The organism is Corynebacterium pseudotuberculosis (assembly GCF_002155265.1).
In the GTDB taxonomy this organism is placed as follows: Bacteria; Actinomycetota; Actinomycetes; order Mycobacteriales; family Mycobacteriaceae; genus Corynebacterium; species Corynebacterium pseudotuberculosis.
In genome coordinates this window covers 1,447,679-1,469,742 of record NZ_CP021251.1, presented here as the reverse complement: position 1 = coordinate 1,469,742, position 22,064 = coordinate 1,447,679, and the positions used below count along the sequence as shown (strand labels likewise).

The following is a 22,064-nucleotide window of genomic DNA, read 5'->3' as shown; positions in this document are numbered from 1 at the left end:
TTTATAGAACTCCAGATTTATTCATGTCGTGTCGGAGAATCTCAAGCTCTTCTTCGCTTGGTGCGACAATAGGCAGTCGCGGATCTCCGACTTCAATACCTTGTAGCCGCAATCCGGCTTTTGCGAGGCTTACGCCACCCAAACGTCCTTGAGCAGCGACTAATGATGAAAGTTTTGCATTGATCTCACGCGCGCGCGCAAGATCGCCGTTATTAAAACTTGTATACAGTTCGCGTAATTGTTTTGGTGCCAGATGACCAATCACAGAAATAAAACCTACTGCACCCACGGACAACCATGGAAGATTAAGCGGATCATCACCTGAGTACCAGGCAAGTCCTGTTTCCTCTATGAGTGGTGTAGCAGCAGCTATATCTCCTTTTGCGTCTTTGACTCCTTTGATCGTGGGGATCTCAGCGAGGCGACGCAGCGTATCCGGTTGAATAGGAACAACCGAACGCGGCGGAATGTCATAAGCGCAGATCGGCAAGTCTGTAGCCTGCGCGACTGTTCGGAAATGCTGATAGATCCCTTCCTGACTAGGTTTTGAATAGTAGGGGGTGACTACCAGAAGTGCATCGGCGCCAGCTTCAGCAGACGCACGAGCCATATCAACCGAAGCCGAAGTATTGTTTGTACCAGCGCCCGCAATAATCTTAACGCGGTCGCCAACTTCCGACTTAACGGCCTTGAGCAGGTCAATTTTTTCTTGCAGCGTTGTAGTTGGAGACTCCCCGGTGGTTCCGGCGAGCACCAGCGTGTCAATACCGTTATCAGCCAAGTGCGCGGAAAGTTTCCGACCTGCAGAAACATCGAGTTTCCCTGTGGCATCAAACGGCGTCACCATCGCTACGGCGACGGTACCGAAGTAGTCGCTGCCCGTATTCGCTGTCAAACCTGTGCTCATGTGCCCTAAGGTTACCCGCAAATTAGCCGGAAGTTGACATCGGGCAAGGATTCTCTCGCGTGTCGGCTCAAGTCCCCCCTCGTTGGGAGCCACTTTTCTCTTTCGGATTTCTATATCTTCTGCAACAAAAACCTCATTAAAAATCCGTGACGTACGGGCTAGTCGCCATGTAGGAGCCGTCGGCAAGCATAGATTCTTCAAAGTCACCGAATAATACCGGCGATTGATCCCTAAGCAAACGCAAGCAGCGGATTGCCAGCGCCCGAATTTCTACATCAGCATGCTCGGTAGCTCGCATCCCAATAAAATGACGCCATGTTCTGAAATTACCGGTGACAAGTATCCGCGATTCTGTGGCATTGGGAAGTACTGCACGTGCGGCTTGGCGCGCCTGCTTTTTCCGAAGAAGTGCGTTCGGCTCGTCAGCCAGTTTTTCCTCTAAAGCAGATAAAATCTCTGTAAACGCAAAGCGAGACTCATCTACTGCGTGGAGAAAAAGGCGTCGCAATTCAGGATCTTCCGCGATTAAGGGCGGGATGATCACGTGTGAATCCTCGTGATGGACAAATCTCTGCGAGAGCTGTGAACAGGAAAAATGCCGATGCCGCATCAACTCATGCGCCGCTGAGCGAGACAAGCCACGGATATATAAAGAAGCTGTAGCATGTTCTAGAAGTGCCAAGTGCCCTACCTCCATAATGTGCCGGAGGTAAGCATCGTTCTTGGCCGTTCTTACGTTTGGTTTGTCAAACGTCTCATAGCACGCACGTCCTGCGAACTCCACCAACGCCTCAGAATCTGTAGTCGTAGGATCACAAGACCATGTAATTCCGCTAGGTGGCCTAAACGTTGTGCAGGCCACCAGTTGCACATCAAGATGGGTTTCTACGGCCATTTTAAATATCGAGATATTTGTCCAGGCCTACAGTAAGACCAGGGTACTCCTGGATCTTCCGGACTCCTACCAAAACTCCCGGGACAAAAGACGTACGATCGTAGGAATCCTGGCGGATTGTCAAAGATTGTCCTTGAGCACCAAAAATGACTTCCTCATGAGCAACCATGCCGGTCATGCGGACAGCATGCACCGGTACGCCGTTAATGTCAGCCCCGCGAGAACCCGCCAACGATTCTTTTGTTGCATCGGGTTGTGTGCCCAGACCTGCTGCCTCACGAGCCTCTGCGATACCTTGTGCCGTGTGAATAGCCGTTCCCGAGGGTGCGTCCAGCTTATTGGGATGGTGATATTCAACAACTTCAGCGGAATCGAAAAATTTAGCTGCCTGACGCGCAAAAGCCATGGTTAATACAGCCGAGATGGCAAAGTTAGGCGCGATGAGCACACCCACCGACGGATTTTTCTCCGTCCATTCTTTTACTTGAGCTAATCGCTCTGTTGTAAAACCTGTGGTTCCCACGACGCAGGAAATACCGTGGTTAATGCAAAAGTCTAAGTTTCCCATGACCGAATCTGGGGTTGTGAAATCAACGATTATTTCTGCCCCGCTGTCAATCAAAACGCTTAGATCGTCTTCACGGTCGACCTCGGCAACAAGCTCAAGATCCTCGGCTTCATTCACGCCCGCTACTATGGCTTGACCAACGCGACCACGCGCCCCGAGTACTCCCACTTTAATGGCCATGTCATTGCTCCTTTTCTTTTTTAATTGGATCAAAACATTAAGTGCTTCTACTTGTACAACCTACAAAATAGGTCCGCGAGATACAGCAACGCTCCCCACTGCGGTATCGCTATGGTGTAAAAGCTTCTCGACGTCACCCTAAAAGGCGACGTCGCTCATACACCCAACGATGTCTGTCACTGGGGAGCAGAAGAAGGATAAGAAAAGAAGGTACTTAAGACGATCTGCCTTAAGTACCTTCAGATTAGTCTTCCTTCACCGATGCCAAGGAAATCTTGCCACGGTTGTCTATGTCGAGGATCTCTACCTCAACCTTGTCTCCAACGTTGACTACGTCCTCTACCTTATCTATGCGCTTACCGTTGCCAAGCTTAGAGATATGGATGAGGCCATCGCGACCAGGTACCAGAGAAACAAAGGCACCAAAAGCCGTGGTCTTAACGATGGTTCCTAGGAACCTCTCACCAACCTTGGGCAGCTGTGGGTTAGCAATGGCGTTGATCTTTTCAATCGCTGCTTCAGCAGCATCGCCTGAGGTGGCAGAAACAAAAACGGTTCCGTCTTCCTCAATGGAGATGTTCGCTCCTGTCTCCTCAGTGATCGAGTTAATCGTCTTGCCCTTGGGGCCGATAACTTCACCGATCTTGCTAACTGGAACAGTGACAGTTGTGATGCGCGGAGCATACTTGCTCATCTCATCCGGGCTCTCAATGACCTCAGCCATAGTCTCCAGAATTGCTTCGCGGGCCTCATAAGCCTGCGCGAGCGCAGATGCGAGAACCTCGGAAGGAATGCCGTCAAGCTTTGTGTCTAGCTGCAATGCCGTCACAAAGTCACGAGTTCCCGCAACCTTGAAATCCATGTCTCCGAAAGCATCCTCAGCACCAAGAATGTCTGTCAAAGCAACATAACGGGTTTCTCCATCGATTTCATCAGACACCAACCCCATCGCAATGCCGGCAACTGGAGCCTTCAACGGGACGCCAGCGTTGTACAGCGAGAGGGTTGAAGCACACACCGATCCCATGGAGGTAGAGCCGTTAGAGCCAAGGGCTTCCGAAACCTGACGGATGGTGTAAGGGAATTCCTCACGAGAAGGGATCACTGGGATAAGAGCGCGTTCTGCAAGCGCTCCGTGTCCGATCTCGCGGCGCTTCGGAGATCCCACACGACCAGTTTCTCCTGTGGAGTATGGAGGGAAATTGTAGTGGTGAATGTAGCGCTTAGACGACGTAGGCGATAGCGAGTCAATCTGTTGTTCCATCTTAAGCATGTCTAGCGTGGTCACACCCAAGATCTGCGTCTCGCCGCGCTCAAATAGAGCGGAGCCATGCGCGCGAGGAATCAGCTCTACTTCTACTCCAAGATCGCGGATATCAGTAACGCCACGACCATCAATACGGAAGTGTTCGGTAAGAATCATATGACGCACGAGCTTCTTCATTACTGCGTTATAAGCAGCTCGGATAGCCTTCGAAGCGGCGGCCTCATCCTCAGAACCGAATTTTGCGAGCAACTCGCCCTCAATCGATTCCATGTACTCGTTAGTCGCGTCATCCCGATCTTGCTTTGACTTAATAGTCAGCAGCTGACGTAGTTTCTTAGAAACCTTCTTTTCCACAGCATCATAGATAACGTCTGAGTAGGGTGGGAAAAGCGGGAATTCTTGAGCGTCTTTAGCCGCGTGTTCCGCCAGCCCTGCCTGCGCCCGGCACAAAACCTCGATGAAAGGCTTGGCTGCCTCTAGGCCTTGAGCCACGATTTCTTCTGTCGGTGCAGGGGCACCATCCTTGATCTTTTCTACAACATTCTCAGTAGCGCCGGCTTCCACCATCATGATGGCAACGTCTTCGACAGTCTTATGTCCCTGCTTTTTAGCTACAAGACGCCCTGCAACAACAAGTTCGAAGAGAGCTTTCTCATGCTGCTCATGTGTTGGGAATGCAATCCACTGCCCTTTGGGATGTTCCTCATCCGCAATAAGAGCCATCCGAACTCCGCCTACAGGCCCCGATACTGGAAGACCCGAAAGCTGGGTAGCAGCTGATGCACCGTTGATCGCAACAACGTCATAGTAATCTTCTGGGTCCATGGACAATACAGTGATGACAACCTGAACCTCATTACGCAGTCCCTTAACAAAAGTTGGGCGTAGCGGGCGATCGATCAGGCGGCAAGCCAAAATTGCCTCAGTAGAAGGACGTCCCTCACGGCGGAAAAAGGAACCTGGAATACGGCCCGCCGCGTACATGCGTTCCTCAACATCGACTGTGAGTGGGAAGAAATCAAATCCCTCACGCGGCTGCTTAGAAGCTGTGGTGGTAGCCAACAGCATTGTTCCATCATCCAAGTACGTAGTTACAGAGCCGTCGGCCTGCTTAGCCAGCTGGCCAGTTTCAAAGCGAATCGTACGTGTTCCAAAATCACCATTGTCAATGGTGGCGATCGCTTCGATCAAACCGTATTCTTCATCTACCCTGAATTCGATGTTTTTTGCCTCGCTCAAAGTGCAAGTCTCCTCGTGGATATTCCTTCTCACAACGGTCATCGGTGCCGTGTGTTTCCAAAAAAGTTTTGCTTCTAATGCAACGGCAGGATTCTAACATGTTTTCGCACCTTGGACATAGCGAAGCCCCGTGGTCTAAGTTTTATACAAAACCACGGGGCGACGGATAGCGTCGAAAAGCTTATCGACGCAAGCCCAGACGAGCAATCAGATCACGGTAGCGATCAACGTTGTTGTCTGCGAGGTACTTCAAGAGTCCCTTGCGACGACCAACGAGAAGTAGCAGACCACGACGAGAGTGGTGATCGTGCTTGTGGAACTTCAGGTGCTCGGTCAGCTGGTTGATGCGTGCGGAAAGCAGCGCAACCTGTGCCTCAGGGGACCCGGTGTCGGTCTCGTGCAGACCGTACTCAGCCAAGATGGACTTCTTCTGCTCATTGCTCAAAGCCATGAGAAAACTCCTAGATAGTTATTTCAGTCCACATAAATATGACTCGATAAAAAGAAACTGGAGCTTCTCCTTATCAAACCATTCCTATCACTGCTGTGGACCGCAGTGAAGAGAACGGAAGGAACACTACCACAGAAACGAACAGAACAACGAGGTTTTCACGTTTTCTTGTTTATCCGTGGCTGCTTCCTAGCGTTTTATCTACCGATTGCGTTTCCTGTTAGTACTCGAGTAATGCGTTCCATGAATTCTTTGAGAAAACGCTCTACGTCAACAGTCACCGCCACCTGGGCATTCTTGTGTGAATCTCCCAGCTTGACCTCGTTGCCGATTGTGCGGCCTCGTGTAGGACCTTCAATATCCACTTTGAGGTTCATAGGAAGCGCAGTAATCAGGCTTGGATCCACTGCGACGGCAACGGCTAGCGGGTCGTGCAGACCGCAACCTCCCAGATGCGGCGCTACTGTGTCATAGGCTCGAATGTAGTAATCGGTGGCGTCGGCAAGCACTGTCGCAGCCTCAGTGTTCAAGGCTCTCCAAGACGCAGTCTCCTCATACGTCAATAGGGTTTGGAGCGTGACGTCAAGGCCAATCATCGTAACGTCAGCGCATTCTCGGACCATCATGTTTGCAGCCTCGGGATCCTGGTTAATGTTTGCCTCGGCCCACGTGTTCACATTCCCGGGAACCGTAAGCGCGCCTCCCATGAAAACGATATGAGCGTTAGCTGCAAAACCTGGGTCTTTATCCATTGCCGCAGCGATATTAGTCATGGCACCCGTTGGGATAATTATCAAGTCGTCGCCATAAGCAGCTACTGATTCAACCAGGAATTCAACTGCTGATTTATCGCTAACGCTGGACTGAGGTTGCTGAACCGTTGCCTCGCCAATGCCATTCTTTCCGTGGATAAACTCAGAAATTTCTAAAACGGAAAAACTGTCTTTGGCTCGAGCATGGGGCTCACCGACAAAAACTGGAATATCGGATCGCCCAAAAAGTTCGAGGAGCGCGAGATCATTGCGAGCACCGTCGTTGACGAGTACGTTGCCATACGTTGCAGTAACACCTATGAGCTCTAGTTCTGGAGAACCTAGAGCATAGGCCAGCGCCAATGCATCATCGATGCCAGTGTCCAGGTCGAGGATTACTTTCTTTGCCATTCTTAGTCTTCCTTCTAGTGTTTACGGGGTTCATCAACTCTTAAAATTTCACGAGTAGCTTCCACGTCTTTTGCTATCGCCTCCAGCAGTTCTTCCATACCGCTGAACTTCACCATCCCGCGAATACGGTCCACGAATTCAACGGTAACGGAATGCCCATACAAATCAGCTTGACGATCAAGAACAAAAGATTCAACGCTACGACGCTGATCACCGAACGTGGGGTTATGGCCGACAGAAATTGCAGCTGGATAGCGCACGCCTGCAACCATATCTCCGTCGATGGGTGCCGCAGAGGTTATCTGTAGCCATCCTGCATACACACCATCTTCTGGCAACGCAATGGAATCTGGAAAGTACAGATTGGCGGTTGGATAACCAAGCTCTTTGCCTCCCCTGCCGGCTCCTCGCACCACATCTCCACTGACGGAAAACTCCCGGCCTAACCCCCATTTAGCTCGGCGTACGTCTCCCTCTGCAAGAGCTTTACGTATTACAGAAGATGACACTATGGTCTGGTCTTCAGCCAGCAACTCCAACACACGGATCTCGATGCCATAATCTTCCCCCAATTTCTTCAAAGTTTCCGTGTTACCAGCCGCTTTATAGCCAAAGGTAAAGTTCTCCCCCACCACAACGACCTTCGCTTTGAGCTTGTCTTTGATAATGGAAACAAAAAAATCTTCTGGAGACAGCTGCGAAAGGTTGGCGGTAAAATTCATGGCAAGCATATGGTCAACGCCAAGGTTCTTTACAAGGTTCGCGCGTTGGGCGACCGTCCCTAATAACGGAGGCATCTTTTCTGGCCTAAGCACTGCCAAAGGGTGAGGGTTAAACGTAACCAGGATGCTAGGAACACCAAGCACCCGTGCTCGTTGAGTGGCAGCACTAATCAAGGTTCGGTGACCACGATGGACACCGTCAAAAACGCCAATGGTGATGACCGAGGCGTCTAGATCCGCCGGAATGTCTTCAATATGATGCCAGATATCCACTCTGGATAGTTTAGCCATAGACTGCTAACTATGATTGATCCCCTCTCCACTTCTGGACTCGTAGTCGTAGATAAACCCGCGGGCATGACCTCACATGATGTAGTAGGACGCTTACGCCGCATTTTTGGCACAAAGCGGGTAGGACACGCAGGTACCCTCGATCCCATGGCAACTGGAGTCCTTGTGGTGGGAATCGAAAGAGGAACAAAATTTCTTGCTCACATGGTTGCATCAACCAAGTCCTACCGAGCAACCATCCGGTTAGGCTTGGCAACAACCACCGATGATAAAGAAGGCGAAGTAGTTTTTTCTGCCGATGCCTCAACGTTATCCGCTATTACTGATGCAGATATTGCTGCTGAAATAACTAATTTCACTGGAAATATCATGCAACGCCCCGCTTCCGTCAGTGCAATCAAAATCAACGGGAAACGAGCTCATCAGATGGTGCGCGAAGGGCAAGAAGTAGAGATTCCTCCACGTCCAGTCACCATTTACAACTTTGATGTCTTAGATATCTCGCGTTCCTTGCCACTGGAATTCATTGACATCGAGGTAGAGGTCACGTGCTCATCGGGCACCTACATACGGTCTCTTGCTCGTGACCTAGGTAGTGCCCTCAACGTAGGAGGCCACCTCACAGCTTTACGACGCCTCTCTGTGGGCCCCTTCTCTCTTTCAGACACAATCACTCTCGATGACCTCACGGCGGCCCCAAAGCTCAGTCTTTCTTTGGATGAATCCTTAACTCGTTGTTATCCCACATTAGAGATCACAGAAGCCGAGGCTACAGATCTCTCCATGGGTAAATGGCTCCAACCTCGTGGTTTAACGGAAACTCACGCAGCAGTAGCTCCTAATGGTCAGGCCATCGCGCTTATCAAGGAAAAAGGCAAGCGGCTTTCTTCAATTTTTGTGGCGCGTCCGAATACACTCTCCTAGCTACCGCTGTTTCTTCGATGCTATTTAGGAAACCGAAGTTACCGCTATTACATAACCGTTTTTGACCATCCAGCGCCCCTCTATAAAAGGTACGGGAGTGGGACGAACAAGCAGATAAGACACAAAAGATCCGTCGTCCCTAATGTCGATCTCTGCTTGTTCAAAGCCTAACCAACGGTGCGTTAACGGAAACCATACTTTGTATGTAGCTTCTTTTGCGCAGAACAAAACACGATCTGCGCACGAGATACCATTACTACGCAGGCGTTCAAGCTGCTCAAGCTCGCCTTCTCGCGCAATCGAGCCGATTACGCCTTCCGGGAGTGGTTCAGCAACTTCTGCGTCAATTCCCATTGACCTGATAAGCAATCGAGGTGCAACAACTGCAGCTCTAAAACCATCAGTGTGGGTCAAAGAACCACTCACAGACGCCGGCCATAGCGGCATGCCGCGTTCGCCGCGCAAGATTGGCTCACCTGTGTCTCGCTGCAACTTAGCAAGAGCTTGGTGAGCGCACCACCGCGCATCACCAAATTCTGCTTTGCGGAGCGGAACCGCGTGCGCTACAAGGGCCCGCTCCAGCGGATGCAGCTCATTGAACTTACCCAAGTCTATAATTCCGGGGTCGGTTGTAAGAGACACATAGCGTGCGGCTTCAGGAAAGAGCGATTGATCAAGTTGGATCTCGCTGTTCACAACTCTCCCCTGTCTACACTGTGCGTTATTGGCTCTTCCGGCTCAAGTCCCGGCCCCATGGTTGTTTCTCCGGCATCATCGATGTGCATGATGGGGAAAGGCCACGGACGTGAGTCTATGTTTTGCTGCCATTGCTGAGGGTATCCAAGGGATACCTCCACGTGGGGAACGCTATCAATGCGCATTATTCCTGGCACGTGTAGGTGTCCGTAGATCACCGCTTTCGCACCGTACCTACTCCCCCATGACATAGTATGGCGAGTTCCGCACCATAGCCCGATCTCAGGGATCTGCATCCTATCCACTGGTTCCTGGGAGAGCGGCCAGTGGTTGATCAAGATCGTAGGACCGTTTACTCTGCTTAATCGATTAACCGAATATGCCAAACGATCCCAGCACCATGCACGGATGTCTACAAATGGTGCGATGGCAAATTGATCTGTAAGCACAATCTGTTTTTCATGCGCGGCCTCAACAGCCTGCTCAATACTCATCCCTCGCGGACGGAAAGAATAATCATAAAGTGTAAACAAAGGAACGATGGTCACACCGCCGAAGACAGGAAAGGGGTCTTCCGGCGTAAGAACATCAATCTTCCGACACGCACGGACAAGCTCATCGTATTTTGCGCGTCCTTGATGCGTATCCGTTTTTCTACAGAACAACTCATGATTTCCCGGAACCCAAATAACACAGGAAAAACGCTGACGTAGTTTATGAAGAACCTCCACAACTACGCTCGTGCGTTCTGCGACGTCTCCAGCGACAATCAACCAATCTGAAGGATCTTTAGGTCTAAGAGAATCAATGTGTTCTCCGTTAGCGCGAACTGCTGCGTGAAGGTCTGCAACAGCCCATAGGGTCTGCGCCATGTGACCTCCTTGCATACCTAGGTTGTTTTAAACGTAAGACTAATTATTACAACTGTTACTGAGGATTCGCTCACCGACTCTCCGGCACATCGATATTCCCTCTTATAAATCTTTACTATATGCCCACTTCATCGAGTAAAAACGCCATACTCCCGCAATCATTCGAATAGAAATAAAAGAGACTAAGCCCCACCAAACACCTACCAGGCCAGCGTTGAAAAGCAGCGCTAACCATACCCCAGGTAAAAATCCTACGAGTACTGAGAGCAAAGACACGGTTCTCAAATACGCTGCATCGGCAGCACCTAAAAGTACGCCGTCGAAAGCGAATACGACACCACCCAGTACGATCATGAGAACTAGCTGCCACCGTGGTCCACTTATCTCTTGAAGAACCCCCTCATCTGAGGTAAAAATTCCTGGTATCACCTGAAAGCCAGCAGCAAATATCACGGCCAGGGCTATGCCAAACATCGTGGAATACAACACGGACACCTGTCCTACGCGACGCGCTCGAACAACATCTTTTGCGCCAAGCGCCGCACCTGTAAGCATCTGGCCAGCAATAGCCAATGAATCTAAAACGAGTGTTAAAAAACTCCACAGCTGGAGTAACACTTGGTGCGCAGCCAAAGACTCTGGACCAAAACGACCAGCTACAGCTGCTGCTGATAGGAAGGAAATCTGAAAAGACAGCGATCTCAGGATCAAATCTCTACCAAGAGTCAATTGCGAACGCATAATAGACCAATTCGGCTGAACAGAACCCTCATGCATCCGGAATAGACACGCTATAAACAAAAAAGAAGTGATGGTAATCCCCACGATATTGGCCCACGCCGAGCCCACCAGCCCGTATCGGCCAACCAAGATTGGGACTAATACCATCCCTGGGAAGATACCCGATAACGTAAAAAGCAACGGTAAACGAGTATTTTGCACTCCTCTTAGCCATCCGTTTCCGGCCATAATGATAAGGACCAACGGGATGCCTGCAGCCGTTACTCTAAGCCAACTCGTAGCTGCGCTGGATACTTCAGAAGAGCCGCTAAGCCAGAAAGTGAACTGAGGAGCTCCTAGGAAGATGGTCACTGCCAAAACAGTTCCTACGAAGAGGGCAAGCCACGTAGCTTGTACGCCCTCAGCTACAGCTTCTTTCTTTTTACCCGCTCCAAAAAGCCGAGCTGAACGTGCTGTTGTCCCATACGATAAGAACGTTAATTGAGTAGTTACTTGGGCGTATATTGTGGTTCCTGCCCCAAGTGCTGCCAAGGAAGCAGCTCCCAGCGTGCCCACTACTGCAGTATCAAAAAGTAGATAAAGCGGTGTAGCCGCCAATACTCCTAAAGCTGGAAGCGCTAAGCGAAGAATTGTTGCTGGACCAATCTCTACTGTTTCTTCTTGTGCTCTTCCCACCGAACATACTCTTTCTCTACGCCTTTTCTCCCAGGAGAACATACGTTTTACAGGTCTTTACTGCAACAATAGTGAGGCTTGGGCTATCCCCGTGGTTACCTCAGTAGAGCCTTTGAACCGCTGCCTTAAGCTCCGCGACCACATGCTCCGATGTTCCAAACGTCACGTAGCCTGATGCTCTCGTGTGTCCACCGCCACCCAAAGTCCGTGCCAGAATAGAAATATCGAGTTCTTCCGAGCGCAATGAAACAGCCCATTCGCCCCTTTTGTATTCCTTAAACACCACAGCCATATCTGTGTCATCGGCACCGCGGATCAGATCTGCGATTTTTTCTACAGCATGAGCCGAATGTCCCTGGATATCGTTGTACTGGGCGACAGCTAGGACAGCAGATATATCGTTTAGATACACCACGTGAAGACGGGAAAGTATCGTACCAATCATCGCGAGATCTGCAACGGAATCGTTACTAAAGAGCTGCTGGCCAATGCTGCGAATATCAAGACCCGTATCCACAAGCTCTTGTGCCAGAGTATGCATTTTTGGGCGTCCCCACCTAAAACCACCAGTATCTGAGACCAGTCCGGCATAAAGACTATGAGCAATATTTTTAGTCAGGATAATATTCAGGTAGCAGAACCAATCTCGCAAAATACTAGTGGTTGACTCCGCCTGATGGTCAATCAGATTAACTCCTGCAAAACCGCGATTTGTACTGTGATGGTCTACTAAAACAACGCGACTAATGTCACGCATAACTTGTGGTTGAAGAGAGCCCAACCTTCCTACGTCGCCGCAGTCCACGACGATAATGGCATCACAATCAGGAAGTTTATCCACTGTAAGAACGTCTTTAGCCCTGGGAATATTCAGCAAAGAGCGTTCTAAAGGGGCGCGTTGTCCAATAACTCCAATAGCTTCTTTAGAAAGCTGTTCCAGGGCAAGCATCGTTGCGCACACGCTGCCGATAGCATCCGGGTCAGGATTGATGTGTCCTACCACGCACACTCTTTGAGCTTTACTGATAATTCTCTCAGCCGCTGACCAATCCAACGGATTGTCCGGCAACGTTTGAACGCAAGTCTTACTCATCGACGTCCATTTTATAAGGATTCATTTCTCCAGCAGGCTTTGCATTCTTTTTTAGCTCCGCAAGCTCTGCATCGCGTGCTTTAGCGCGCGCCAAGAGATCCTCCATGTGGGCCGAAGATTCTGGAACTGTATCTAGCTCAAAAGACAACGTCGGGGTAAAGCGCACGCTCAATTGGTCCCCTACGATCTTTCGTAGCTGACCTCGAGCGCGTTTGAGAGCCTCAGCAGCCCCTTCCACATCCGGAGTATCTTCAATTGAGCGTCCCCGCACCGTGTAATACACGGTTGCATCGTGCAAGTCACCCGTAACTCGGGTGTCTGTAACAGTAACGTATTCCAGCCGGTAGTCCTTGATTTCTCGTTCAATGGCCGTAGCCACAATCGTCTGAATACGCTTAGCTAGCCTGGCAGCACGTGCGTGATCAACCATTTCTCAACCTTCTCATCTGTTTAATCTTATAATTTGCAACCGTTTGTCGGCTAACGCAATTATCTTACCTGCTTTATAGAAGCAAAAAGCGGCGCTGACCCTCAACATCAATGATGAGAATCAGCGCTGCTATCTAATATTTATTGGTTTAAGCACACATCGTTAAGAACGTGGAACCTCTACCTGCTCAAATACCTCGATGATATCGCCTACCTGGATATCCGGATAGGACAAAACCATACCGCACTCATAGCCAGCGGAGACCTCAGTGGCATCGTCTTTCTCTCGACGTAGCGACTCGATAGTTGCCTTGTCCGCCACCACGGCACCGTCGCGAAGCAAACGGATCGTAGCGTTACGACGCACCTTCCCACTCTCAACCATGCAACCTGCGATCAGGCCAACTGCAGAAGCCTTGAAGATCGCACGAATCTCCGCACGGCCAACTTCACGCTCTTCGTAGATCGGCTTGAGCATGCCCTTAAGTGCCTGCTCTACTTCTTCAATCGCGCGGTAGATGACGGTGTAGTAACGAACGTCTACACCCTCAGCATTAGCCTCTTCTGTTGCCTTACCCTCAGCACGGACATTGAAGGCAATGATCACTGCATCAGAAGCAGCAGCCAAGGAGACGTTTGTCTGCGTAACAGCACCGACACCACGGTCGATAATGTTCAGCTGAACCTCGTCATCGACCTCAATCTTGAGCAGTGCTTCTTCCAGGGCTTCCACGGAACCAGCATTGTCGCCCTTAAGGATGAGGTTAAGGGTGCTGTGTTCCTTAAGAACTGCATCCAGGTCTTCAAGAGAAACGCGCTTGCGAGTCTTCGCCGCCAGAGCATTGCGCTTACGTGCATTGCGTTGGTTAGCAATCTGACGAGCCACACGATCGTCTTCAACAACCAAAAGGTTATCGCCAGCACCGGGGACACCATTCAGACCCTGCATCTGAACAGGACGGGAAGGTCCTGCTTCTTCAACGTCATGTCCATACTCATCAACCATGCGGCGCACGCGGCCATAAGCGTCACCTGCAACAACTGAATCTCCAACACGCAGCGTACCGCGTTGGACGATGACTGTAGCCACTGGCCCTCGACCACGGTCCAGGTGAGCTTCAATAGCCACACCTTGTGCATCCATGTCCGGGTTGGCCCGCAGATCCAGTGAAGCATCTGCAGTAAGAAGAACAGCCTCCAAAAGCCCATCAATATTGACGTTCTGCTTTGCAGAAATATCAACGAACATTGTGTCTCCGCCGTACTCCTCAGGAACAAGGCCGTACTCAGTAAGCTGACCACGGATCTTTTCCGGAGATGCCCCTGGCTTATCGATCTTGTTAACTGCGACCACGATGGGAACGTCAGCTGCCTTAGCGTGATTAATAGCCTCAACTGTCTGAGGCATAACCCCGTCATCAGCAGCAACAACGAGTACCGCGATATCGGTGGACTTAGCACCACGAGCACGCATAGCTGTGAAGGCCTCGTGACCTGGGGTATCCAGGAAGGTGATCTTACGATCATTGCCATCGACATTAACGGCAACCTGATAAGCACCAATTCCCTGTGTGATACCGCCTGCTTCACCGGAGCCAACGTTGGATTTACGAATGGAATCCAACAGACGGGTCTTACCGTGGTCAACGTGTCCCATAACGGTCACCACAGGAGGACGCTTCTCCAGGTCCTCTTCAGTTCCCTCATCCTCACCAAACTGAAGGTCGAAGGACTCAAGAAGCTCTCGGTCTTCGTCTTCAGGAGAGACAACGTCAACTTTGTAATTCATCTCCTCACCGAGGAGCTGCAATGTCTCTTCGCTCACAGAGGCAGTTGCAGTTACCATCTCGCCAAGATTAAAGAGTGCCTGGACAAGTGCCGCGGCATCTGCGTTGATCTTCTCAGCAAAATCAGACAGCGAAGCACCTCGGGCAAGACGGATTGTTGCGCCGCCGCCATCTGGAAGGCGAACGCCACCAATGACGTTTGGTGCCTGCATTGCCTCGTATTCATTACGCTTCTGACGCTTCGACTTACGTCCCTTGCGCGGAGCACCACCCGGGCGTCCAAATGCACCTGCGGTACCACCACGACGTCCGCCACGACCGCCGGCAGATCCGCCGCCGCCTGGACGTCCGCCACCAAAGCCTGCGCCGCCGGGTCCACGGTTTCCGCCTTGAGCACCTGCGCCGCCGCGTCCGCCATTACGTCCGCCAGCGCTCCGAGAAGGCATTTGCCCTGGATTCGGATGCGAGGGCATCATTGCGGGACTTGGACGACGTCCACCGCCTTGGCGCTCCTGGCCAGCGTTTTGCTGCGGACGGCTACCGCCTTGTTGACGCTGTTGGCCGCCACGACCACCTGGACGAGGCTGACGTTCCGCATTATTACCGCCTTGGCCGCCACGACCTGCGCCCGGACGCGGAGCGCCACCAGGACGTGGAGCCCCACCTGGGCGCGGACCATTTCCAGGACGATTGCCCCCACCAGGGCGAGGTGCTGGACGATCACCGCTAGAGAACGGGTTGTTAGCTACGCGAGGAGCGCGTCCACCTGGTTTAGGAGCGTTCCCACCTGGGCGCGCCTGTGGACGAGGCATAGCAGAAGGAGATGCTCCAGCACCTGGTTTAGGAGCAGAACTTGCTGGTTTAGGCGTATCAGTCTGGGATGCACTGAAACCTGGTTTTGGTACTGGCTTTGCTGCTGCAGGTTTCGCTGCCGCAGGCTTAGGGGCCGCTGGCTTTGCTGCCGCTGGCTTAGGCGCTGCTGGCTTTGCTGCCGCTGGCTTAGGCGCTGCTGGCTTTGCTGCCGCAGGTTTTGGAGCCGCAGGCTTAGCCGGCGTTGACGTAGTTTTTACCGGCTCAGAAGCAGGCTGTGCAGCTCCCTGATCAGTATTCACGTCTTGTGCAGCATAATGCTGCTTCATCTTCTTAATCACCGGAGGTTCGATGGTAGAAGATGCGGTTTTTACAAACTCGCCTTGTTCTTTCAGCGTGGCAAGTAGTTCCTTGCTTGTTACACCGAGCTGTTTAGCTAGCTCATGTACACGTAGCTTTCCGGGCACTTCTCTCCTTGAGTTACGGAAGGAAGTCTTAACCCCGGAGGGCTTACGTCGACTTCCTACCTAAGTTACTTTGACGTTCATCGCTGATGCTTCATCGTATGCTCATCAGTGTTCGGTCTTCCTTGTAATATCGGGTCCAGCGCTGAGCGCTGCTAGGTACTCTCGTACATGACCTGTGTCTACTTCTGCAGACACCCTTAACGCACGAGCAAATGCTCGGCGCTTTTCAGCTAGCTCCAGTGCATCAATGGTAGGTGTGATCCACGCTCCACGTCCTTTTAAACGTTTACATGGATCTGCAATTACCAAATAAACAGAATGATGTGAATCGCCTACTGCCTTATCCTTCTTGCGCGCAACAACGCGAAGAAGCTGATCAGCAGGTTGTGCTTTTTTGGTAGCAATGCAGGTACGGATACGCGTCCGCGTAGGCTTAGAAAGATCTCCTCTAGAGGAGTCATCATACAAAGCCGCTGGCATCCGTCTCCTTTTCGCTTCACATCTCATAATGTCATGTGCTTGTACTAGACACCGTTTTAGTGTCCATCACACAAGCTGCAGATGGGCCGTTAAGTAGTGTACGCCATATTCCCCACAAAGATGAAGTTGAAAACGTCAAACACCAAATAATTCTCTTTTGTTCTCTCCAGTAAAAGAACAAACCCGACACATCTCAGAAGACAGGAATAAAAACGCCCCTTTCCCGCATTGCAGACGCATCGTCTACTGCGGCTATAAGGGGCGATCTAAGAAAAACTAGCTAGCGTCAGAACGAATATCGATCTTCCAGCCTGTTAAACGTGCAGCCAAGCGAGCATTTTGCCCTTCTTTTCCAATAGCCAAGGAAAGCTGATAATCAGGCACTGTAACTTTAGCCGCTTGACCTTCAAGGTCAGTGATCTCTACGTGTACAACCTTGGATGGCGCAAGAGCATTGCCCACGTACTTTGCTGGGTCTTCATCAAAATCAATGATGTCGATCTTTTCCCCACCCAGCTCGTTCATGATGTTATTCACTCGCTGTCCGCGAGGACCGATACAAGCGCCTTTGGCATTGAGGCCTTTAATATTCGCGCGCACAGCCACCTTGGAACGATGTCCAGCCTCACGCGCAATACTGATAATCTCTACCGAACCATCAGCAACCTCAGGAATCTCCAGCTCGAAGAGCCTGCGCACCAGCTCAGGGTGAGTACGCGACAAATTAATCTGAAGATTACGAGGGGTACGATTAACGCCTACAACATAGCACTTTACGCGGTCACCATGGACAAGTTTTTCACCAGGAATCTGTTCAGCAGGAATGAGGATGCCGTCTTGCCCCTCAGCCTCAGTTCCCAGGTGCACAACGGTAATTCCTCGCTCATTTGCATATGCGTCTGCCTGAACGATGCCTGAAACTACGCGCCCTTCATATTCACTGTATGCATCATAAGCTTTCCACGTTTCCGCCTCCCGCAAACGCTTTTTGATTGCATCGCGAACGGCTTGTGCACCGACTCGACCAAAATTAGCGGGAGTATCGTCATACTCAGAGAGAACGTTGCCTTCTTCATCCAGCTCAGAAACAATGACAGAGACGAGTCCTGTTGTGGCGCTAATGTCCACGCGAGCACGAGTATTTTCTTCAACGTTGGTGTCTTTAAACTCGCGGTAGGAGAAAAGAAGTGCACGAGCGATCGTTTCAATCAATTCCTCTACAGGAACTTTTCGCTCGGACTCAATGAGCTTAAGTGCGTGGATATCAATATTCACTTGTTTTCCTCTTCCAAAGCCAAAGCGGCATCAAAATCTAGTTGCGTAAACTCAAGCTCCGCTTCTGCGGGCTTCGCGAACTCAATTTCTACCACTGCTTGAGTATTTTCTCCCAATTCAATCGAGCGGACCGAGATCTTCCTCCCCTGACGTTTAACCACGATCACTCGTGTTTCATCATCACTTACTGCACCAATCCGCTCGACTGATTTTTTTCCTTCAACTTCAAGAACAACCAGACGATGACGGTTCCCCCGCCATTGGCGTGCCGTAGTAAGAGGGACGTCTATTCCAGGAGTGCCAACCTCCAGCGTATAACCCGGGCCAAAGCTTAGGGCACCGGAAGCCTCTTGAGCGTCGAAAAGCTCTGAGATAGCTGTGGATACTACTTCCAGCTGATCCAAATCTGGCCGGTTATCGGAATCCAAAGATATCGCTACAAGAGTTTTCTTGCCTGCGCGGTTTACCCGGATGTGTTCAAGATCCATGTTATGAGCCGCTGCGATCGGTGTTATGAGCTCGGTTAAGACTTCGATAGAGGGAAATGCCATGCACGTTATCGTAGCCGACGCACAAATCTATCTAAGTATGTAAGTACACTTTCCTTTTGTGACTCGTTCTGCAGCATCTCGATTCTTATTGGCCGTACTGGTTTCCGGTAGCACGCTTAGCGCATGCGGCCTTACTCCACATCCCGAGCCAAACACCACACTGACGCGCCTAGCAGCGCGAGCCGCCACAGAGGCAAAAGTATTTGATAGCAGTGACGCCCCTTACTCCGCACTTCGACGTGAGAACCTTGCTGAACTTCGCAAAGAAATCCAACGCGTATGCGGACACAAAAATGACGGCACTCTCCCTGCTTCTTGTGACGACTCATCCTTGGATGCTGCAATAGAAAAAGCATCCTTTGACTTTGACCGCAACAGCAGCCCTGCAGACGCCGCTACAACCGCAGCGCAAGAGCTCGTATCTAGCGCCGGTGATCTTCCAGAAGGATCCATGCTTCTCGCAGCTAACCAGCTTGTTGCACTCGTATCGGCAGGAGCAGCTGCGCCGACCACAGGCGGTGCTATGTTCGATCCTTCAGTAAATAAACTTAAATCCTCCGACGTTAAAGTCGACGCTGATGCGGCACGTGATGCACTCTCTTGGGAGTATTCCATCGTCTACGGTCTAGGCATTGCTACCGCATCTGCTAACGGTCTGCTCAAACAGGCCGTCAACGATTCCATTGATGCCCATCAAAATCGCATCAGCATCCTACAAACCAGCCTGGCCCCCACTGGAGAATTACCCAAACCAGAGTCTGCTTATGAGCTAAAAAAGTATCAACAACCTGTCGACGCCCAGAGCACCGCTGATTACATTGAGGCCCTGCGCAAAGACACCACAGATTATTGGATTGCTACGGCTGCTGCAGCTAAAACTACTTCTTGGAAAGAACTAGCTCTAGCTTTTGCAGCCCAAACAGCGGCCGGCGCGCCCACGCCTGGTGTACCTATAGCACCAGTCAAAGCGCTACCAGCCCGCTAAGAAAATTGTTTTAGGCGCCAACCATATCGATGATCCGTGCAGCAGCTTCTGCTGCCGGGATCTCCACGGCTTCTTCGCCTCGGACGCGCAACTCTACTTTTCCTTCTTTAAAAGACCTGCCTAGGACTACCACGTAAGGCATTCCCAACAACTCTGCATCCTTGAATTTCACGCCAGGACTTACTTTAGGCCGGTCGTCAAAAAGCACTTCAACGCCTGCAGCATCAAGCTCAGACACCAGTGCATCCCCTGCTTCGATCGCTGCTGTGTCTTTGTTTGCTACAACCACGTGAACTGCAAAAGGCGCAACCTCAATAGGCCAGTTGAGGCCTTTCTCATCATGACGCTGCTCCGCTAACACCGCCATCAGCCGCGAAACGCCAATGCCATAAGACCCCATGGTAGGAATAGCCCGCTTGCCGTTTTCATCAAGAATCTGCACGTCAAAGGCTTCGGTATATTTACGCCCAAGTTGGAAGATATGACCGACTTCTATGCCGCGAGCCAGTGTAAGGGTTCCTTGGCCTTCTGGAGCTGGATCGCCCTCACGAACTTCAGCAGCTTCTATGTAGCTTTCTACCTCAAAATCGCGGCCAACGGTGAGGTTAATTACATGGCGTTGATCAGCATCGGCACCGGTAATCCAGGAAGTTCCAGTGACCACACGAGGATCCGCAAAAAGCTTAATGTCGTGCGAAATCAAAGCTCGAGGGCCGACATACCCCTTGACTAGAAAAGGGTTAGCCTTGAAGTCTTCTTCGGTAGCAAGCTCCACCGCTGCGGGTTCTAGGGAAGCTTCCAAACGCTTCATGTCTACTTCACGATCCCCCGGAAGCACAATGCCAGCGAGCTCATGATCCTCAGCACCGGGTTCTGTGATTTTTACTACGATGCACTTCAAAGTATCTGAAGCAGCGACCTCTCGGCCTTCAATCGTAATACCTGCATTCTGTGCCCACGCGACTAAAGAATCGATGGTTTCTGAATTCGGCGTGTCGTACTCCTTGGCTTCAGGAAGCCCCTCAATGGAACGCTCGACGCCGGGTTGTGTGACCACAGCTTCCACGTTAGCGGCATAGTTCCCTTGTGTAGCTCGTACGAAGGTATCCTCACCGTTTTCGCTGATTGCCAGGAATTCTTCAGAAGCAGAGCCTCCCATTGCGCCAGACGTGGCAGAACAAATCGCATATTCAACGCCTAAGCGATCAAGAATGCGCTGATATGCACCCCTGTGGCGTTGGTATGAAGACTCAAGCCCGTCGTCTGTCATGTCAAAGGAGTAGGAGTCCTTCATAACAAATTCACGTCCACGAAGAATGCCAGCGCGTGGACGTTCTTCATCTCGGTACTTGGTTTGAATTTGGTAAAGGGTGACAGGAAAATCCTTGTACGACGAATACATGTCTTTTACTGCACCAGCAAACATCTCCTCGTGAGTGGGCCCCAAAAGGTAGTCTGCCCCCTTGCGATCTTTGAGGCGGAAAAGCGAGTCGCCATACTCAGTCCACCGGTTAGTCGCTTGGTACGGTTCGCGGGGCAGCAATGCGGGAAACAGCAGTTCTTGGGCTCCGATCCCATCCATCTCCTCACGCACAATATTTTCAATCTTTTTGAGTGTGCGCAGACCTAAGGGCAGCCACGTGTAAACACCTGGGGCTGCTCTGCGAATGTATCCGGCACGGACTAGCAGCTTGTGGCTAGGAACTTCAGCATCTGCGGGATCTTCGCGCAGGGTGCGCAGGAAGAGCGCGGAAAGACGTGTGATCATGAGTAAGAAATATACCCGCTAGGGTTAGGGACATGCTCATTGTGTTACCTCCTTCAGAGACTAAAGCCATTGGCGGTAATGATGCGCCTCTCAATGTGGATGCTTTGTCCTTCCCCACATTGAATCCTATAAGGAACCGCATCACTAAGGATCTGAGCTCTCTATCCCCTGATCAAGCCCTAACAATTTTTAAATTAAGCGAAAAATTGCGAGAGGAAGTTTTAGCTAATACAGAGTTATTTCATGCTCCGACGATGCCAGCACTATTACGCTATACGGGTGTGCTTTACGACGCCCTCGATGCGTCTACTATTCCGCGTTCAGCATGGTCGCGCCTTGCTATAGGATCGGCGCTATTTGGGGTCGTAGGGGCTTCGGATGCCATCCCGCGCTACAGGCTATCGGGTTCTACGAAGCTCCCTGCCTCAGACGGCACTATTCCGACCATGAAAAAACGCTGGGGATCAGCAATTACCAAGGCCTTAGTTGATACTGGCGATTTTATCGTAGATTTACGTTCTGGAACCTATCAACAGTTGGGAAAAGTTCCCGGCGCGACTACGGTGCGCGTGGAGTCCGTGCAATCTGATGGGACGCGAAAAGTGATTAGTCACTTTAATAAGCATTACAAGGGTGAGTTAGCACGAGTGTTGGTGCTCAGCGACACGAACCCATCTTCAACTGAAGAGGTAGGAGAAGTAGCACGCCAGGCCGGTTTACCCGTAGAACAGACTGGATCCACAGAATTAACGTTTGAGGTTCAGAGTTAGGCTGCTCGAAGAACAAGGGAGTGCTGCATGCAGCACTCCCTTTAATATCTATACGTTT

At 51.0% G+C, this 22,064-nt stretch carries 20 protein-coding genes; 3 read left to right on the top strand and 17 right to left on the bottom strand.

Annotated features, from left to right (window positions below; genetic code table 11):
• Nucleotide 1 precedes the first annotated feature (1 nt).
• The 7 genes from dapA to CpATCC19410_RS06810 all read right to left on the bottom strand — a co-directional run bounded on the left by dapA (nt 2) and on the right by CpATCC19410_RS06810 (nt 7,683).
• The gene (gene dapA / locus CpATCC19410_RS06840) at nt 2-907 is read right to left on the bottom strand and encodes a 4-hydroxy-tetrahydrodipicolinate synthase (protein WP_013242123.1); all 906 of its coding nucleotides are present in this window, start codon (nt 905-907) and stop codon (nt 2-4) included.
• A 136-nt stretch (nt 908-1,043) separates the two neighbouring features.
• The gene (gene thyX, locus CpATCC19410_RS06835; protein ID WP_013242124.1) at nt 1,044-1,802 is read right to left on the bottom strand and encodes an FAD-dependent thymidylate synthase; all 759 of its coding nucleotides are present in this window, start codon (nt 1,800-1,802) and stop codon (nt 1,044-1,046) included.
• Nucleotide 1,803: 1 nt separating this feature from the next.
• Nucleotides 1,804-2,550, bottom strand: a complete 747-nt coding sequence (gene dapB / locus CpATCC19410_RS06830) for a 4-hydroxy-tetrahydrodipicolinate reductase (protein ID WP_013242125.1) — start codon at nt 2,548-2,550, stop codon at nt 1,804-1,806.
• Between the two features lie 244 nt (nt 2,551-2,794).
• Nucleotides 2,795-5,098 (bottom strand): polyribonucleotide nucleotidyltransferase, encoded by a 2,304-nt coding sequence (locus tag CpATCC19410_RS06825; protein ID WP_014522221.1) that lies wholly within the window; start codon nt 5,096-5,098, stop codon nt 2,795-2,797.
• Between the two features lie 139 nt (nt 5,099-5,237).
• Nucleotides 5,238-5,507 carry a 30S ribosomal protein S15 gene (gene rpsO / locus CpATCC19410_RS06820; RefSeq protein ID WP_013242127.1) on the bottom strand — a complete coding sequence of 90 codons (270 nt, stop codon included), beginning with the start codon at nt 5,505-5,507 and terminating at the stop codon, nt 5,238-5,240.
• Between the two features lie 197 nt (nt 5,508-5,704).
• The gene (locus CpATCC19410_RS06815) at nt 5,705-6,670 is read right to left on the bottom strand and encodes a nucleoside hydrolase (protein ID WP_013242128.1); all 966 of its coding nucleotides are present in this window, start codon (nt 6,668-6,670) and stop codon (nt 5,705-5,707) included.
• Between the two features lie 14 nt (nt 6,671-6,684).
• A complete protein-coding gene (locus CpATCC19410_RS06810; RefSeq protein WP_013242129.1) occupies nt 6,685-7,683 on the bottom strand; it encodes a bifunctional riboflavin kinase/FAD synthetase in 999 nt (332 codons plus the stop codon).
• Nucleotides 7,684-7,695: 12 nt separating this feature from the next.
• Between CpATCC19410_RS06810 and truB the strand changes: the two genes are divergently transcribed.
• The gene (gene truB / locus CpATCC19410_RS06805) at nt 7,696-8,607 is read left to right on the top strand and encodes a tRNA pseudouridine(55) synthase TruB (protein ID WP_013242130.1); all 912 of its coding nucleotides are present in this window, start codon (nt 7,696-7,698) and stop codon (nt 8,605-8,607) included.
• Between the two features lie 24 nt (nt 8,608-8,631).
• Here truB and CpATCC19410_RS06800 read toward each other — a convergent pair whose 3' ends face one another.
• The 9 genes from CpATCC19410_RS06800 to rimP form a co-directional block, all read right to left on the bottom strand.
• Complete coding sequence (locus CpATCC19410_RS06800) at nt 8,632-9,303, bottom strand: 4'-phosphopantetheinyl transferase family protein (protein ID WP_013242131.1); 672 nt, start codon at nt 9,301-9,303, stop codon at nt 8,632-8,634.
• The gene (locus CpATCC19410_RS06795) at nt 9,300-10,175 is read right to left on the bottom strand and encodes a metallophosphoesterase family protein (RefSeq protein WP_013242132.1); all 876 of its coding nucleotides are present in this window, start codon (nt 10,173-10,175) and stop codon (nt 9,300-9,302) included. Before CpATCC19410_RS06795 ends, CpATCC19410_RS06800 begins: the two co-directional genes overlap by 4 nt.
• Before the next feature lie 102 nt (nt 10,176-10,277).
• Nucleotides 10,278-11,633 carry an MATE family efflux transporter gene (locus CpATCC19410_RS06790; RefSeq protein ID WP_013242133.1) on the bottom strand — a complete coding sequence of 452 codons (1,356 nt, stop codon included), beginning with the start codon at nt 11,631-11,633 and terminating at the stop codon, nt 10,278-10,280.
• A gap of 58 nt (nt 11,634-11,691) precedes the next feature.
• Complete coding sequence (locus CpATCC19410_RS06785) at nt 11,692-12,684, bottom strand: DHH family phosphoesterase (protein ID WP_013242134.1); 993 nt, start codon at nt 12,682-12,684, stop codon at nt 11,692-11,694.
• The gene (gene rbfA, locus CpATCC19410_RS06780; protein WP_013242135.1) at nt 12,677-13,114 is read right to left on the bottom strand and encodes a 30S ribosome-binding factor RbfA; all 438 of its coding nucleotides are present in this window, start codon (nt 13,112-13,114) and stop codon (nt 12,677-12,679) included. Before rbfA ends, CpATCC19410_RS06785 begins: the two co-directional genes overlap by 8 nt.
• Before the next feature lie 162 nt (nt 13,115-13,276).
• Entirely contained in the window at nt 13,277-16,177 is a 2,901-nt protein-coding gene (gene infB, locus CpATCC19410_RS06775; RefSeq protein WP_047928852.1) for a translation initiation factor IF-2, read from the bottom strand.
• A 105-nt stretch (nt 16,178-16,282) separates the two neighbouring features.
• On the bottom strand, nt 16,283-16,657 hold the full coding sequence (locus tag CpATCC19410_RS06770; RefSeq protein ID WP_013242137.1) for a YlxR family protein: 375 nt from the start codon (nt 16,655-16,657) through the stop codon (nt 16,283-16,285).
• Nucleotides 16,658-16,933: 276 nt separating this feature from the next.
• Nucleotides 16,934-17,932: a transcription termination factor NusA gene (nusA, locus tag CpATCC19410_RS06765; protein WP_013242138.1), complete on the bottom strand. Its 999-nt coding sequence runs from the start codon at nt 17,930-17,932 to the stop codon at nt 16,934-16,936.
• Nucleotides 17,929-18,483 (bottom strand): ribosome maturation factor RimP, encoded by a 555-nt coding sequence (gene rimP, locus CpATCC19410_RS06760; RefSeq protein WP_013242139.1) that lies wholly within the window; start codon nt 18,481-18,483, stop codon nt 17,929-17,931. The genes nusA and rimP overlap by 4 nt, the downstream gene beginning before the upstream one ends.
• Before the next feature lie 58 nt (nt 18,484-18,541).
• Between rimP and CpATCC19410_RS06755 the strand changes: the two genes are divergently transcribed.
• Nucleotides 18,542-19,468: a DUF4439 domain-containing protein gene (locus CpATCC19410_RS06755; protein ID WP_013242140.1), complete on the top strand. Its 927-nt coding sequence runs from the start codon at nt 18,542-18,544 to the stop codon at nt 19,466-19,468.
• 10 nt (nt 19,469-19,478) lie between these two features.
• On the opposite strand, the gene CpATCC19410_RS06750 is transcribed toward CpATCC19410_RS06755, so the two are convergent.
• Nucleotides 19,479-21,236: a proline--tRNA ligase gene (locus CpATCC19410_RS06750; RefSeq protein WP_014300771.1), complete on the bottom strand. Its 1,758-nt coding sequence runs from the start codon at nt 21,234-21,236 to the stop codon at nt 19,479-19,481.
• A gap of 32 nt (nt 21,237-21,268) precedes the next feature.
• Between CpATCC19410_RS06750 and yaaA the strand changes: the two genes are divergently transcribed.
• Nucleotides 21,269-22,006: a peroxide stress protein YaaA gene (gene yaaA / locus CpATCC19410_RS06745; protein ID WP_014401242.1), complete on the top strand. Its 738-nt coding sequence runs from the start codon at nt 21,269-21,271 to the stop codon at nt 22,004-22,006.
• The last annotated feature ends 58 nt before the right edge of the window (nt 22,007-22,064 follow it).

Coding starts and splice junctions, on each gene's coding strand:
- rpsO (WP_013242127.1), bottom strand. CDS start 5,507: ATGGCTTTGAGCAATGAGCAGAAGAAGTCCATCTTGGCTGAGTACGGT.
- CpATCC19410_RS06815 (WP_013242128.1), bottom strand. CDS start 6,670: ATGGCAAAGAAAGTAATCCTCGACCTGGACACTGGCATCGATGATGCA.
- dapA (WP_013242123.1), bottom strand. CDS start 907: ATGAGCACAGGTTTGACAGCGAATACGGGCAGCGACTACTTCGGTACC.
- CpATCC19410_RS06770 (WP_013242137.1), bottom strand. CDS start 16,657: ATGCCAGCGGCTTTGTATGATGACTCCTCTAGAGGAGATCTTTCTAAG.
- dapB (WP_013242125.1), bottom strand. CDS start 2,550: ATGGCCATTAAAGTGGGAGTACTCGGGGCGCGTGGTCGCGTTGGTCAA.
- rimP (WP_013242139.1), bottom strand. CDS start 18,483: ATGGCATTTCCCTCTATCGAAGTCTTAACCGAGCTCATAACACCGATC.
- truB (WP_013242130.1), top strand. CDS start 7,696: ATGATTGATCCCCTCTCCACTTCTGGACTCGTAGTCGTAGATAAACCC.
- rbfA (WP_013242135.1), bottom strand. CDS start 13,114: ATGGTTGATCACGCACGTGCTGCCAGGCTAGCTAAGCGTATTCAGACG.
- thyX (WP_013242124.1), bottom strand. CDS start 1,802: ATGGCCGTAGAAACCCATCTTGATGTGCAACTGGTGGCCTGCACAACG.
- CpATCC19410_RS06825 (WP_014522221.1), bottom strand. CDS start 5,098: ATGACCGTTGTGAGAAGGAATATCCACGAGGAGACTTGCACTTTGAGC.
- yaaA (WP_014401242.1), top strand. CDS start 21,269: ATGCTCATTGTGTTACCTCCTTCAGAGACTAAAGCCATTGGCGGTAAT.
- CpATCC19410_RS06810 (WP_013242129.1), bottom strand. CDS start 7,683: ATGGCTAAACTATCCAGAGTGGATATCTGGCATCATATTGAAGACATT.
- CpATCC19410_RS06795 (WP_013242132.1), bottom strand. CDS start 10,175: ATGGCGCAGACCCTATGGGCTGTTGCAGACCTTCACGCAGCAGTTCGC.
- CpATCC19410_RS06750 (WP_014300771.1), bottom strand. CDS start 21,236: ATGATCACACGTCTTTCCGCGCTCTTCCTGCGCACCCTGCGCGAAGAT.
- CpATCC19410_RS06785 (WP_013242134.1), bottom strand. CDS start 12,684: ATGAGTAAGACTTGCGTTCAAACGTTGCCGGACAATCCGTTGGATTGG.
- CpATCC19410_RS06790 (WP_013242133.1), bottom strand. CDS start 11,633: ATGTTCTCCTGGGAGAAAAGGCGTAGAGAAAGAGTATGTTCGGTGGGA.